At 61.5% G+C, this 14,782-nt stretch carries 13 protein-coding genes and 1 other RNA gene; 8 read left to right on the top strand and 6 right to left on the bottom strand.

What is annotated here, in order from left to right; genetic code table 11:
- Positions 1-293 precede the first annotated feature (293 nt).
- From rnpB to J5J10_RS05200, 5 genes are all read right to left on the bottom strand, one after another.
- An RNA gene (gene rnpB, locus J5J10_RS05220) (RNase P RNA component class A) lies at positions 294-689 on the bottom strand.
- 73 nt (positions 690-762) lie between these two features.
- Positions 763-1,947 carry an FAD-dependent oxidoreductase gene (locus J5J10_RS05215; RefSeq protein ID WP_211929106.1) on the bottom strand — a complete coding sequence of 395 codons (1,185 nt, stop codon included), beginning with the start codon at positions 1,945-1,947 and terminating at the stop codon, positions 763-765.
- Between the two features lie 99 nt (positions 1,948-2,046).
- Complete coding sequence (locus J5J10_RS05210; RefSeq protein WP_208551498.1) at positions 2,047-2,562, bottom strand: lytic transglycosylase domain-containing protein; 516 nt, start codon at positions 2,560-2,562, stop codon at positions 2,047-2,049.
- 235 nt (positions 2,563-2,797) lie between these two features.
- Complete coding sequence (locus J5J10_RS05205; protein WP_211929105.1) at positions 2,798-3,559, bottom strand: N-acetylmuramoyl-L-alanine amidase; 762 nt, start codon at positions 3,557-3,559, stop codon at positions 2,798-2,800.
- Positions 3,556-4,293: a DnaJ family molecular chaperone gene (locus J5J10_RS05200; RefSeq protein ID WP_211929104.1), complete on the bottom strand. Its 738-nt coding sequence runs from the start codon at positions 4,291-4,293 to the stop codon at positions 3,556-3,558. Before J5J10_RS05200 ends, J5J10_RS05205 begins: the two co-directional genes overlap by 4 nt.
- Before the next feature lie 355 nt (positions 4,294-4,648).
- On the opposite strand from J5J10_RS05200, the gene J5J10_RS05195 reads away from it, so the two are divergent.
- The 3 genes from J5J10_RS05195 (at position 4,649) to J5J10_RS05185 (ending at position 7,645) form a co-directional block, all read left to right on the top strand.
- Positions 4,649-5,863 (top strand): pyrophosphate--fructose-6-phosphate 1-phosphotransferase, encoded by a 1,215-nt coding sequence (locus J5J10_RS05195; RefSeq protein ID WP_211929103.1) that lies wholly within the window; start codon positions 4,649-4,651, stop codon positions 5,861-5,863.
- Positions 5,864-5,910: 47 nt separating this feature from the next.
- Positions 5,911-6,546, top strand: a complete 636-nt coding sequence (locus J5J10_RS05190; RefSeq protein ID WP_211929102.1) for a LysE family translocator — start codon at positions 5,911-5,913, stop codon at positions 6,544-6,546.
- Positions 6,547-6,700: 154 nt separating this feature from the next.
- On the top strand, positions 6,701-7,645 hold the full coding sequence (locus J5J10_RS05185; protein WP_249116679.1) for a lytic transglycosylase domain-containing protein: 945 nt from the start codon (positions 6,701-6,703) through the stop codon (positions 7,643-7,645).
- An 11-nt stretch (positions 7,646-7,656) separates the two neighbouring features.
- Here J5J10_RS05185 and J5J10_RS05180 read toward each other — a convergent pair whose 3' ends face one another.
- Entirely contained in the window at positions 7,657-9,021 is a 1,365-nt protein-coding gene (locus J5J10_RS05180) for a serine hydrolase (RefSeq protein ID WP_211929101.1), read from the bottom strand.
- 172 nt (positions 9,022-9,193) lie between these two features.
- Between J5J10_RS05180 and J5J10_RS05175 the strand changes: the two genes are divergently transcribed.
- From J5J10_RS05175 to J5J10_RS05155, 5 genes are all read left to right on the top strand, one after another.
- Positions 9,194-10,441, top strand: a complete 1,248-nt coding sequence (locus tag J5J10_RS05175; RefSeq protein WP_211929100.1) for a DUF3419 family protein — start codon at positions 9,194-9,196, stop codon at positions 10,439-10,441.
- A complete protein-coding gene (locus J5J10_RS05170) occupies positions 10,441-11,097 on the top strand; it encodes a class I SAM-dependent methyltransferase (protein ID WP_211929099.1) in 657 nt (218 codons plus the stop codon). Before J5J10_RS05175 ends, J5J10_RS05170 begins: the two co-directional genes overlap by 1 nt.
- A 119-nt stretch (positions 11,098-11,216) precedes the next feature.
- On the top strand, positions 11,217-11,999 hold the full coding sequence (locus J5J10_RS05165) for a GH25 family lysozyme (protein WP_211929098.1): 783 nt from the start codon (positions 11,217-11,219) through the stop codon (positions 11,997-11,999).
- A 151-nt stretch (positions 12,000-12,150) separates the two neighbouring features.
- On the top strand, positions 12,151-13,290 hold the full coding sequence (locus J5J10_RS05160; protein ID WP_249116832.1) for a lytic murein transglycosylase: 1,140 nt from the start codon (positions 12,151-12,153) through the stop codon (positions 13,288-13,290).
- Between the two features lie 155 nt (positions 13,291-13,445).
- Complete coding sequence (locus tag J5J10_RS05155) at positions 13,446-14,363, top strand: DMT family transporter (protein ID WP_208551508.1); 918 nt, start codon at positions 13,446-13,448, stop codon at positions 14,361-14,363.
- Positions 14,364-14,782 lie beyond the last annotated feature (419 nt).

Below are 14,782 nucleotides of genomic sequence, written 5' to 3'. Positions count from 1 at the left end.
CAAAAACACCGGAATGCGACCGGAACGACCGCTCTCGCCCTTGAGAAATACGAACCTTCATCGGCCCTTGCGTGGCGTGATTATGGGATACCATGGGACAATATGGGCGTCAATGGGACGGAACTCGATTCCCGACCTTCGTCGATCAATCATTTATATCCGGTTAAGCTTAACGAAAGGTTAGGAAACACCATCGACTCGCCCAATCGAGAGAGCGCCCGAGAAGAGAAATAAGTATTTATTTTCAGATATTTACGAGATTTTTCTTCACTCGCGCGAAGCTCTGGAAGGTGATCGCCAGTCGGCCTGTAAGCCGGGTTCTGTATGGCCCCGGTTTCCCGGAACGTGGCAGCCATTCATCTGGGACAGCACTTGCGCGCTGCCTCGTGCAACCCACCCGGATGACTGGCCCGGAAACCGGCTGGCTCGGGTTGCCCCGCGCCGCGTCATCCCTATTCGGTCTTGCTCCCGGTGGGGTTTACCATGCCGTCCCTGTCGCCAGGTCCGCGGTGGGCTCTTACCCCACCCTTTCACCCTTACCCCGAAGACGGGGCGGTTTGCTTTCTGTGGCACTTTCCCTGAGGTCGCCCTCGCCGGACGTTATCCGGCACCGTGTTTCCGTGGAGCCCGGACTTTCCTCACCCCACCGCCTTTCGGCATTGGTGGAGCGCGGCTGCCCGGCCGACTGGCAGGGGCTCCTTAGCGGAGACGGTTCGCGAATGCCAACAAATTCTCCCCGGGAGACGAACGGCGACACGTCGATCAGACGAACGTGGCGTTAAACTCCACCCCGTAGTCTCCGCCCGAGCGTCCTTCGAGCAGCAGCCCCGCGCCAAGCCGCCCGATCTCGTCGGAACTCTTGGCCGCCGCACCGCAGCCACCGGTAAGCACGCCGATCCGCTCGCTGGCGAAATCAACCGCGGGATAGCCGCTCGGCGTGAACGAGGTCACACAGGCAGCCATGGTCGGCGGAACATGCGCGAGATCGGGAACAAGACGGTCGATAATGCGCTTGAGGTGATCGCGCGTGCCCACCCTCCCGCCACTGCGGAACCACACCCGCACATCGGGCTCGTTCGAAAGCCGCAGATCATCCGGATCACCGCCGATCTTCAGATAGACCTTGCCGTCCGGATAACGAACCGGCGGCAGGAGATAGATGTGCTCGGAGGGGTCGTCCGGCTGGTGGATCAGCGACGGCATGCCCTCGAACAGATCGCTTCTTTCAGGCGTGATTTCGAAGAAGGCAACGGTGCGCGCGTAGACGCTGAGATCGAGCCGACGCGGCAGCAGCCTTTCGGCGATCGAGAAGCCGCCGGCGGCCACGAGCACCTTCTCCGCCGTATAGGAAGCGCCGCTATCGGTGGAAACAACAACGAGACTGCCCTCCTCCCGCACGGACACGACCGTTTCGGAAATCAGGGTCGCGCCAGCCTTTTCTGCCAGCCGCGACTGCGCCTCGACCAGCCGACGCGGATTGACGTAGCCGGCGTTCGACGCCTCGTGAACACCTTCGCAGGCATGGCCGAAACGGAAATAGGGAAATCGTGTCGCAAGCGTCGATGCATCCAGAAGTGTGGCCGCGACTCCAAGCGTTTGCGCTGCATCCCAGACGCGCTCGACATAGGGATCGCTGCCACCCCGCTTTGGTCCGACGACAAGGCAACCGGCCTCGACGTAGAAATCGATGCCGCTCTCGCTTGCGATTGCGTCGTATCGGGCGATGGAGCGGTTGGCGAGCAGGGCCCAGACGGGGCTCTGGTCGATCGTGCGGGTGATGCGCGCCTCATCGTAGTGACTGGCAAAAACGCCGGCATGACTGGCGGGATCGGCAGGTTCGGACGGGCCGATGACGGCAACGCCTTCGCTGTGCCAGGCGAGATACTTGGCCGCGGCGCTTCCCATCATGCCTCGGCCGATGATGATATATTTGAACTGTGCCGTCATCGATTCCCAACATCCGTTGTCCTGGAAATCGCGATAGCACGATAGAAATCCGCGCGCATCCGGGCAAATGCAAACCGGATGCGCAGCCGGGAAATGTCGTCAGTCGAGCAGGGCCATAACTTTGCCGCAGTAGCGCTTCGAAACCGGATTCATGCGCTTCGCGCCATGGCCGGCATTGTATTTCAGGATGGTCCTGCAGGTTTCGCCCCCGCCGAGCTGGTGTGCGGCTGCGAGATACTTCATGCCGAAGCGGATATTGGTGTCAGGATCGTAGAGGCCCTTCACGGAACCGCTATAGCCCATGGAGCGTGCTGTGGCGGGCTTGATCTGCATGAGACCAACCTCGCCTGCGCTGCCCCGCGCCTTGGGATTGAAGTTGCTCTCGATACGTACGACCGCATGTGCAAGGCTGACAGGCACGCCGTATTGCTTCGCATACTTGGCGATGATGTCGCCGTACGGGCCTTTCTTGGCGGCCTTGTCCTTCGAGCTTTCCGAACCGAACAGCGGCTTGATATGAACCTTGGTCTTGTCGTTGTCCCGGGCAAGGGCGGTGCCGGATAGAGGCATGGCGAGGGCAATGCTTGCCGCAGCAGCAACAATCAATCTGATCATGTGGGTATTCAGTCTCCGAACCTTAAGGGCGTGTTTTCAGGCTTTCGGCAAAGCTCTCTTGTTCGGCGTCCCGTAGGGAAGCCGGCCGATGATGCCCTTTCGTTGATGTTATGCGGTGGCGACCAACACGGGTGCCCGACCGCCTTTCAGCGCGGCCTTTAGACCCTGAATTTAAGGAATTCCTGTGGCACTGCGGGAAAAACGCGTCTGAGAGGATCCGAAGCGGCGCCTCGCCTCAACGGTAGCGCGGTAGCGCCGTCAACAAACGATGCAGCGTTTCGACGGTCGACATGTCGGCTATGCCATCGACGCGCTCCGGCCGGAAATGACGCTGGAACGCAGCAACGACGCCTTCGGTCGCGGCGCAGAATTCACCCGTGATCTCAACATTGTAGCCATAGAGCGACAGCATCGACTGCAAGGCTTCGACCGGCTGGCCGCGATCGCCGCGCTGGAAGAACCGCCCACCCCCGACCGGAACCGGATCGACGTAGTGGCCGACGCCGGCGGCAAACAGACTTCCCCAAGGGAAGTTCTCGCCCGGATCGACCTTGCGAACAGGGGCCACATCGGAGTGCCCGAGCACCCGCTCCGGCGGGATTTGCCAGCGCTCGCCGCAATCCCGACACAATTCGGCAACCGCGGCGATCTGCTTTTCCGGAAAAGGCGGCAAGCCGGCCGGATGCCCCGCATTGGCGATCTCGATCCCAATGGAGTGGGAATTGATGTCGGTTTCGCCCGCCCAGAAGCTTTTTCCGGCGTGCCAGGCCCGCATCCCCTCGGGCACGAGTTGCACGATCCGACCGTCTTCATGAACGAAGTAATGCGAGGAAACCTCGCTCTCCGGATTGCAGAGCCACGACAGCGCGCCCTCAGCCGACGGCATGCCGGTATAGTGCAGGAGGATGATATCGGGTGCATCGCAACCCACGCGCGGACCGCAATTGGGCGACGCCTGAACGCGCGCGCCCTTGAAATCCGGCTGGAATGGCTTCATGCGGCGCGGCGCTCTTTCTCGATCGCGGCGTAGGCAGCGTTGAATTCGGCCATGCGCTGGTTGGCGACGGCGTGAAACTCGACCGGAACGCCGCGCGCATGCAGGCGGTCGGGATGATGTTCCGCCGCAAGGCTCCTGTAGCGCTTGCGGATCGCCGCGAAGTCGTCCTCAGGCGAGACCCCGAGCACCCGGTAGGGGTTGCCCTCTAGATGCAGGTGGCGTTCGACGATGTCGGCGAAGCGCTGCTCGTCGATCCCGAAGATCTCGGCTATCCGGCTGACGAAGCTCAGTTCGCGTTCATGCACGGCTCCGTCGGCCTTGGCGATATGGAAGAGACCGTCGATGATGTCCTCGAGGACCGGGCATGCCTTTTCGCAGGTCCGGCACATGGCGGCGAGCCGCTCGGCGTAGGATTCGTAACCGGCGATGTCCTGCTTGGCGAGATTGTAGAGACGAGCGACGTTGCGCGCCTCTTCCGGCGGATAGTCAAAAATCGACCGGAAGGCGTCGACCTCCGCCGTGGTCACGACTCCGTCGGCCTTGGCCATCTTGGCAGACAGCGCGATGATCGACACGGAGAATGCGACGCGCCGCCGCGTGTCGGGATCGCCTTCGAACAGAGTTCGCACGGCTTCTATCATGCCCGACAGTGCGTTTCCGGCGGTATCGGCGACTACGCCGACAAGCCGGTCCCACAAGGATTGAATCTGTTCACAGGCGAAATCGAATATCATGATTCAGCATGACCAAATACCGCGTCCAAAAGCAAGCGAAGACGGCTGATGCGACATTAAACTTTATTCATCTTGCCTACCGGATGGATAACACCCCTTGAAAAGACGGGCCAACGTATACGCGAAGCCTCGCCTGCCGCTCTCACCACCACGACACCCAGGCAGCGATGATGAGACCGTGACAACCCAGGAGTGCGCCGCGAAAAATTGAAACGATTATATTCGCGCGATCTCTGTGGATTGGCCGAAAGCCCTCAATTTCCTGACAAATTTTCTTTACAGATGCGCCTTAACTGTCGCATCCATTCGCCCGAAAAGCCCTTGTCGGCATGTCTTTGTGTTTCAGGAGAGTTCGATGGCCAAACAAAAAGTTGCAATGCTGACCGCCGGCGGTCTCGCCCCCTGTCTCTCGTCCTCGGTCGGCGGCCTGATCGAACGCTACACCGATATCGCGCCCGACATCGACATCATCGCCTACAAGTCCGGCTTCCGCGGCCTGCTGATGGACTACAAGATCGAGATCACCAGCGGGATGCGTGAAAAGGCGTATCTGCTGCATCGTTATGGCGGCTCTCCGATCGGCAACAGCCGCGTGAAGCTGACCAATGCCGCCGACTGCGTGAAGCGCGGCCTGGTGAAGGAGGGTGAAAACCCGCTCCGCGTCGCCGCCGAACGGCTCGCTGCAGACGGCGTCACGATTCTCCATACGATCGGTGGCGATGACACCAACACGACGGCGGCCGATCTCGCCGCCTATCTGGGCGCCAACGGCTACAACCTCACCGTCGTCGGCCTGCCGAAGACGGTCGACAACGACGTCTACCCCATCAGACAGACGCTCGGCGCCTGGACGGCGGCGGAAGTCGGCGCTCGCTTCTTCGACCATGTCTCCAACGAACAGAGCGCCTCGCCGCGCACGCTCGTCATCCACGAGGTCATGGGCCGCCACTGCGGCTGGCTGACGGCGGCGACCGCCCGTGCCTACATGCAGCGCACCCGTCACAACGAGTATATCGAGGACTTCATGATGAACGAGGAGCTCAAGAACATCGACGGGCTTTACCTGCCGGAAACGCATTTCGACATGGAGTCGGAGGCGGCGCGCCTGAAGGACATCATGGACCGTACCGGCTTCGTCACCCTGTTCGTCTCGGAAGGCGCCTGCATGGACGAGATCGTCGCCGATCGCGAGGCAGCCGGAGAGGAAATCAAGCGTGACGCCTTCGGCCACGTGAAGCTCGATACGATCAATGTCGGCAACTGGTTCCAGAAGCACTTCGCCAAGCTGCTCGATGCAGACCGGTCGATGGTTCAGAAATCGGGCTACTATGCCCGCTCGGCGCCCGCGAACTACGACGACCTCCGCCTCATCCAGAGCATGGTCGACCTGGCAGTCGAAAGCGGCCTCAACAAGGTTTCCGGCGTCACCGGCCACGACGAGGACCAGGGTGGAAGACTGCGCACAATCGAGTTCCCGCGCATCAGGGGCGGCAAGCCTTTCGACCTCGATACGCCCTGGTTCAAAGAAGTGATGGACTACATGGGCCATAAATACCAACCGGCCCGTTGACGACTCCCCCAATCGGTGTCTTTGCTTTTCACCGGGAGGATGCGGATATGTCGTTTGAACTCTGGATCGCCTTCGTCGCGGCCTCGGCGGTTCTGGTTGCAATACCGGGACCGACGATCCTGTTGGTGGTCTCATACGCTCTGGGTCACGGTCGCCGGACGGCGGCGGCCACGGTCACGGGTGTGGTCCTCGGCGATTTCGTCGCGATGACCGCCTCGATGCTCGGTGTCGGCGCGCTGCTGATGGCCTCCGCCGATGCCTATGCGATCCTCAGGATCATCGGCGGCGCCTATCTCGTCTACCTTGGCATTCGCCTCTGGCGCGCACCGGTCGGAGACGGCCCTTTGGCAGACAACGACAACCTGCCCGAAGAAAAGCCGCTGCGAATCCTCGGTCACGCCTTCGTCGTGACGGCGCTCAATCCGAAGAGCCTGATCTTCTTTGTAGCCTTCCTGCCCCAGTTCATCGATCCGGCAAGACCGTTCCCGCTGCAGATGGCGATCCTAGAAGTCACCTTCCTCACCATCGCGGCGGCGAACGCGCTTGCCTACGCCTTAATCGCGGAAAAGGCGCGCGCTTACATCCGCCGCAAGGCGGTGCGCAAGGCGATCAACCGCACCGGCGGCACGCTGCTGATTGCCGCTGGCGCCGTTACGGCAGGGTACCGCCGCATCGCCGCGTGACCCGGCACGCTTGCGACGATGGTACGCCTCGGTTTATAACTGCCTCCGCATCGCCGCTTTTGCCGCAATTTGGCCGCCGGATTGTGAAAATCGACGAGACAGGATTCGGGACCGAAAAGGGATTCGGATCATGACGGGGACAATGGACGTTGGCATGACCTTTAGCAGACCTATCGCCCTCAAGCTGGGGACCGCCGCCCTTATCGTCGCAGGCATCAGCGGATGCAGCTCGAGCATGGAAGACGCGGCCCGACAGGAACTGAAGGCCAATCCGAAGGTTGCAACGCCCATCAGCAGCGATCAGGCGCTCATTGCCGCCCTCACCCCTGCCCCCGAGGATCCTGCCACGGCGACGCCGGCACCGGTTATCCCCGGCACGAACACACCAGCACCGCTTCCGAACTTCCGGGTCATGGCTCTGGCCGCATCAAGCGTGCCGCCGACGCCCGCCGAGGCGGAGGCCGTTGTCAAGGCACAGGAACAGGCTGCCCTTCAGGCGCCCGCCATGCCCACGACCTCGACCGAGCTTGTGACGACACTGGCTCCAGCGGGCGGACCGGACGAGGCAGACGATGTCGCCGCCACCACCACCCTTGCCACAGCAGCGACGGCCGTACCGAGCGCCAAGCCGGCGGGAGGCGCTCTCGCGTACGCGGCGACGCCGGCGGTCGCATCGTTCTCCGTGCTCGAAAACAGCTATGACGTGACACCGCCAGGCCCGCCGCCGGTTCTCGACAAGCCGGCGACGACAGGCCCGACCGTTCTCAACGCGCTGATCAAGAAATACGCTGCGCTATATGAGGTCCCCGAATCACTGGTTCACCGGGTCGTGCATCGCGAAAGCCGTTATAATCCCGCCGCATACAGCAAGGGCAACTACGGCCTGATGCAGATCCGCTACAACACGGCCAAGTCCATGGGCTACGACGGTCCGGCCTCCGGCCTGTTCGACGCCGAGGCGAATATCAAGTACGCGACGAAATACCTGAAGGGCGCATGGCTCGTGGCCGACAAGGACGCGGACAGCGCTATCCGGCTCTATGCCCGCGGTTATTATTACGACGCCAAGGCGAAAGGCATGCTGCACCTCGTGCAGTAACCTCTCTCTCGTCAGTTCAGGGCATCAATGACGGCCTTCACCAGCAATTGAGGCCGGTATCCCTTGTTGTAGGGCGTGAGCCCCATTCTGAGAACAGCCAGTCGCAGGCTCGGCACGATGGCGATGGTTTGTCCGTCATGACCCTGAAGCCAGAACGTGTCGGGCGGCAATCCGTAGTCTTCCCTTGCATCAAAGCCCGGTCCCACCGTCCAGGTCTGCATTCGAGAATAGCGTCCGCCTGACGCTTCCGTCGGCTCCGCCATGGCGGCGACATAGCCCTCCGGCAGCAGCCGTTCGCCGTTCCACATGCCGTCCTGCAACAGGAAGAGTGCGAACCTGGCCCAGTCGCGCGGGGTCGCATACATGTAGGAACTGCCAACGAACGTGCCTCGGGCATCTGTCTCGAAGACAGCGCTGGTCATGCCGAGCGGACGAAACAGGGCTTCGTCCGGATAGGCCAGAGCCTCGGGCCTGTCGCCGATCCGGTCCATCCACAGACGCGACAACAAGACGGCGGTTCCCGAGGAATAGTTGAATGCGGTTCCGGGGGCCTCGACCTTTGGCCGGGCACTGGCAAAAGCCGCCATGTCAGGTTCAAGGAACAGCATCCGCGTCACATCGGTAACGTCGCCATAGAGTTCGTTGAAGCGCAGGCCATCTTCCATCGCCAGCAGCGATCGGATTGTAATCGCCGAACGCGGATCGCCTTTCCAGTTACTGAAGAGATTGCTCTCGTCGAGCGACATCCGATCCTCAAGCACGAGACGGCCGAGAATTGCGGCATTGACGGTTTTCGTCATCGACCAGCCGAGCAGTGGCACGTCTGGCCCGAACCCGGCGCCATAGGTTTCACCGAGGATTCGGCCGTCCTGAACGACAACGACGCCGCGCATGCCGGGGCCCTGCAGGGAGGCATCCACAAGAACGGAGGCGATACGCGCATCAGTGACTGTGACATCGGTTCCCTCAGGCCACACACCGTCGGAGATAGCGGAAACAGTATCTTTCGGCGGCAGGTCACGCGCACGCTCAACATCACCGTCGGCCACGTTGGCACAGCCGAAGCCGGGTCGATTGACCGCCAGCGACGGCGCGATGAAGCCGAGCATGCTGGCTCGCACCGTGCCGGCGTCCCGATCGACGTTGACCGTCACAAGTCGCAACAGCGGATGACCCGGCGCCTGCACGTCGACGGCCAGAACCGACTCCGCGTCGCGTCCGGCAAGGAAGACATTCGAGCAGACCATCTTGGCGGCGTAGCCCGTTCCGACAAGAAGCAGGCTCGGAGGACTGACCACCAGCCAGCCCAGACCTGCGATGATCAGAACCACGAGACCGATCGCGAGACCTCGCAGCAGCTTTCCGACAATCCGCATCAAGCGCCTCCCGTTTTTTGTCATCGTTACCATGCAAGCAGGAAACGGCCCGGCATGAAACCCCCGTCGGTTGTCGCGGCGGCCGCATCCCCGGTTTTCCAAGGGGCCGTCATCAAACTGTAGCAGGAGGGGTCTAGAGCCCTTCGAACCGTAAAAGGGGATGGCAGAATCGATGACTGACCTCGCACCCGCTGCCGGCTTTCGCAAGAACGGAAAGCTGAAAAGCGCCCTGCTCCAGCACAAGGCGCTGTCGAAGGACGGATTTTCCGAGCGTCTGTTCGGCCTCCTGTTCTCCGGCCTCGTCTATCCGCAGATCTGGGAAGATCCGGACGTCGACATGGAGGCGATGGAGCTCGGCGAAGGTCATCGTCTCGTGACGATCGGCTCCGGCGGTTGCAACATGCTGGCCTATCTTTCGCGCAGCCCCGCAGCCATCGACGTCGTCGACCTGAACCCCAATCACATCGCACTCAACCGGCTTAAGCTCGCGGCTTTCCGGCATCTACCCGATCACGGCTCTGTCGTCCGCATGCTGGCAAGCGACGGAGTGGCGACCAATAGCCGAACCTTCGACCGCTACATCGCGCGGCATCTGGACGAGGTTACGCGCGCCTACTGGAACCGCAGGACGGCATCCGGTCGCCGGCGGATCGACGTCTTCAACCGCAATTTCTACCGCACCGGCCTGCTCGGCCGCTTCATCGGCGCCGGCCACTTGCTCGCCCGTATTCATGGAATCCGGCTGGAGGATATCACGAAGACCCGCTCGCTGCGCGAACAGCGGCAGTTCTTCGACGACGCGATTGCGCCGCTGTTCGACAAGCCGTTCGTCAAATGGCTGACGAGCCGCAAGAGCTCGCTGTTCGGCCTTGGCATCCCGCCGCAGCAATACGACGAACTCGCAAGCCTGTCGGACGGTGGCACCATCGCTCCTGTTCTGCGTCTCCGCCTGGAAAAGCTCGCCTGCCATTTTCCGCTCAAGGACAACTACTTCGCCTGGCAGGCCTTTGCCCGCCGCTATCCGAAGGCCGGCGAAGGAACCCTTCCCGTCTACCTGAAGCAGGAGCACTACGCAGCGATCCGCGCCAATGTTGACCGCGTCAGCGTTCACCACGCCACCTTCACCGAACTGCTGTCGACCAAGGCGGCGTCGAGCATCGACCGCTACGTTCTGCTCGATGCGCAGGACTGGATGACGGATGGCCAGCTTTCAGAACTCTGGGGCGAGATCACCCGCACCGCAGCGCCAGGCGCGCGGGTGATCTTCCGCACCGCCGCTGAAAAAAGCATCCTCGACGGCCGACTGCCGCAAAGCCTGCACGACCAATGGGTCTATCACGCCGACCGTTCGCATGCGCTGAACCTCAAGGATCGCTCTGCGATTTATGGCGGCTTCCACGTATACGAGAAGAAGGCCTGATGGCGACCGGCTCGATCATCTCCGGGGACGGCCATGCCGAACGCATGGACCGGATGTACCGCTACCAGAGGCACATCTACGACATCACTCGCAAATACTATCTTCTCGGCCGAGACCGGGCGATTGAAAAACTGGATGTGCCAGCCAGCGCATCCCTCCTGGAGGTGGGCTGCGGCACGGGTCGCAACCTGCTGCTGGCGCATAAACGCTATCCAGAGGCGCGCCTCTTCGGACTCGACATCTCCGAAGAAATGCTGTCGTCCGCACGCGCGAATTTCCGCTCCGCGGCCACAGCGCCCGAATTCCGCGTGGCCGACGCCACGAGCTTCACGCCCGCAGATTTTGGCACCGATGGCTTCGACCGGATATTGATCTCCTATGCATTGTCGATGATCCCAGACTGGGAGCGCGCGATCCAAGCCGCGCTGGCCGCCCTCGCCCCCGGTGGATCGCTGCACATTGTCGATTTCGGCCAGCAGGAGGGCCTGCCGCGCTGGTTCCATCACCTGCTCATACGCTGGCTCACGCGTTTTCATGTGACGCCAAGGGCGGAACTGGAGCATGTTATCCGGACAAACGCCGAAAAACGCGGCGCGCTGCTGGAGTTCGACCGGATCGGTCGCGGCTATGCCTGGCACGCGATCGTCAGGATCTGAGCAAAATCTCCGGTTGATCGTCATCTCATTTTCAGGATGATGGCTTCGAATCGCGCGCCATGTTCCATGCCGACTTGCAAGCGCGCATCGGATGCCCTCGATCTACGGACCGTTTCTTCATGCGCTGGCTCATTACGGCCCTCCTGCCAATCGCGTTTCTGGTCGGCGGCTGCACCGCATCGGGCTATGACGTGCTGGAAACGGCATCGGCCAAGCCGCGCTTCGCCGACAAGGATCCCCAGGATTTCGGCAGTGTCACGCCGCACCACCATTCGGTCCACGGCATCGACGTGTCGAAGTGGAATGGCGACATCGACTGGCCCAAGGTCCGGAAGTCAGGTGTTTCCTTCGTCTTCATCAAGGCGACCGAGGGCAAGGACAGGCTCGACCCGCGCTTTACGGACTACTGGCGCGGCGCCCGCGCCGCCGGCATCCCGCACGCGCCCTACCATTTCTATTACTTCTGCTCGACCGCCGACGAGCAGGCCGACTGGTTCATTCGCAATGTTCCCAAGGAATCCGTGCACTTGCCACCGGTTCTTGACGTGGAATGGAACCCGAGTTCACCGACATGCACCTACCGGCCCGGCGCTCTGACCGTCCGCACAGAAATGCAGCGTTTCATGGACCGGATCGAAGCCCACTACGGCAAGCGCCCGATCATCTATACCTCCGTCGACTTCCATCGCGACAATCTCGTCGGCGCCTTCAAGGATTACCACTTTTGGGTCCGCGCCGTCGCACAACACCCGAAGCACATCTATGCCGACCGCCGCTGGGCCTTCTGGCAATACACCTCGACGGGCCTCATCCCCGGTATCGAGGGAGACACCGACATCAACGTCTTTGCCGGTACGGAGAAGAACTGGCGCAACTGGGTCGCGACCGTTTCGAAAGGTTGAACCGGACGATTTTCATCCTTTGGCCTTGTTCGCAAGGCAGGAGAGGCTTGACTTTCGCCCCACTGTTGCGATCCGCTAAAACAGACAATTATTGAAGGACCTTCGAATGCGCGCACCCTTACGCCTTGCTCTCGCACTGTCGCTCTCCACCATGGTCGCAACCCCGCTTGCCGCCCAGCAATGCGGCGGCGATCTTGGCGCTTTCCTCGAAGGCGTGAAGCAGGAGGCAATCGCCAACGGCGCATCGCCAGAAGCGGCGGAAAAGGCGCTGCGCGGGGCGCAGATCGACCAGAAAGTGTTGTCACGCGACCGCGCGCAGGGCGTCTTCAAGCAGACTTTCCTTGAGTTCTCGCAGCGCACCGTCAGCCAGGCCCGCCTCGACATCGGCCGCCAGAAGATGAAACAGTATGCCGATGTCTTCGCCCGCGCCGAAAACGAATACAGCGTGGCCCCCGGGGTCATCACCGCTTTCTGGGCGATGGAAACCGACTTCGGCGCCGTGCAGGGGGATTTCAACACCCGCAACGCGCTGGTCACGCTGGCGCACGACTGCCGCCGCCCGGAACTCTTCCGTCCGCAGCTGCTGGCGCTGGTGATGATGGTCCAGCATGGCGACCTCGACCCTTCATCGAACACCGGCGCCTGGGCAGGCGAAATCGGTCAGGTGCAGATGCTCCCCAAGGACATCATCGAATTCGGCGTCGACGGCGACGGTGACGGCCATGTGAACGTCAAGCAGAGCTCGCCCGACGCCATCCTGACGGCGGCGAAGTTCATCCAGCATCTTGGCTACACCAAGGGCGAGCCGTGGATCCAGGAAGTGACGGTTCCCGACAATCTTCCATGGGAAAAAACCGGTTTTGACGCCGGAATGAAGGCCGGAGACTGGTTCGCCCTTGGCGTAACGCCGCGCGACGGCAATACCGCGTTTTCGCATCTGGAAGGAGAAATCCTGCTGCCGCAGGGGCGCAAGGGACCGGCCTTCCTCGCCTACCCGAACTTCAACATCTACCTCGAATGGAACCAGTCGTTCATCTACACGACGTCCGCCGCCTATTTTGCGACGCGCCTGTCCGGCGCCGAGCCGTACCGGAAGGGCAATCCGGAGCAGGGTCTCGATGACGGTCAGATGAAAGCGCTGCAGACAAAGCTGCAGGCGATGGGCCACGACGTCGGCAAGATCGACGGCATTCTTGGCGGCGGCACCCGCGTCGCTGTCCAGAAGGAACAGCAACGCCTCGGCATGCCGGCCGACGGATGGCCGACCCCGGCCCTGCTCAACGCGCTCTGAGTATGAAGGGTAGAGAATTTGAAGCCGCGGTCCCTGGCCGCGGCTTTTTCTTTACACCCATACAGATGCAATAATGACAAGAAACGGGTGGCGAGAGGCAATGAGGCCTTCTAGGAAGGAGGCAACGGAATTCCACTGTCGCACCGGATGCTTCCATGGCCGCGCCGCAAGACTATCGCCTCACCTCCAAAGCATGGCTTCTTCTTGTCCTCCTGGGACTGATCTGGGGAGGCTCCTTCTTTTTCGCCCGCATCGCCGTCGCCTATGTGCCACCCTTCACGCTGGTCCTGCTGAGGCTGTCGCTTGCCGCACTCGCTTTGCATGTCTGGCTGCGCGGCAGCTCCGATCTCTACGGCTCTCTAAGGCGGCACTGGAAGGAATTCCTGCTGATGGGGCTTCTCAACAACGCCCTGCCCCACAGCCTCATCTTCCTCGGGCAGACGCAGATCGGTGCAGGGCTTGCCGCCATCCTCAACGCAACCACGCCAATCTGGACAGTGATCATTGCCCATCAGATGACGGCCGATGAGAAGCTGTCGACCGCCAAGGTCACAGGCTGCCTGCTCGGTCTTGCCGGCACCATGGTGCTCATCGGGCCTAGCGCCCTGGCCTTGACCGACATACCGCTCTGGGCTGTCATTCTACCCGTCTCGGCCGCGCTGTCGTACGGTTTCGCGACCATCTATGGCCGTCGCTTCAGGCATCTTCCGCCACAGGTCACGGCCACCGGTCAGCTGACCGCGTCGTCGATGATCATGCTGCCGGTGGCGCTTCTCGTCGATCAGCCCTGGAATATCGGCCTTCCGCCCCTGACGGCGATCGCGGCGATCCTTGCGCTGGCCTGGCTGTCAACGGCCTACGGCTACATCCTGTTTTTCCGCATCATGGCGATTGCCGGCGCCACGAACACGTCACTCGTGACCCTGCTAGTGCCGCCGAGCGCGGTTCTGCTCGGGGCCGTGTTTCTCGGGGAACGGCTGGCTGTCACCGATCTGGCAGGGATGTTGCTGATTGGTTGTGGCCTCGTCGTTCTCGACGGGCGGCTCTTCGCACGCCGCGCGCGACCAGCCTAGCGGCGTGATCGAATCCCTTATTCACGCAATTAGTGTCCCGTTAACGCACGTTGGTAACGCCTGCGGCAATTTGCCGGCAACCAATTGGGATATCCATTAGAGATGTCGGATGAAATATTCGTCAGATATTTCAACAAATTGCCTGTTCTGGGCAAAAGTTTTCCACCGTTCCCCACTGCACCGCAGCACAGAATTCCCTTCCCAAGCGACACAAAACGGACATATTATCTAACGGTCAACACAAGGAGGCAGACATGGGACTGACCAATTCTCTCAATGTCCTGATCGTCGGTGCGGCGTTTGTGTTCATCGCGACAATGCTGTTCATCTAGCCGGAGGTGATGGACGGATCGGATGGAAAGCCATCCGGAGGCTCGGCAAAATGAGCCCTTAGCAATCAGTAGAAAGGCGCATGCGAC

This window comes from Ciceribacter sp. L1K23 (genome assembly GCF_018122705.1).
Classification (GTDB): Bacteria; Pseudomonadota; Alphaproteobacteria; order Rhizobiales; family Rhizobiaceae; genus Allorhizobium.
This window is presented reverse-complemented; position numbering and strand designations above follow the sequence as displayed.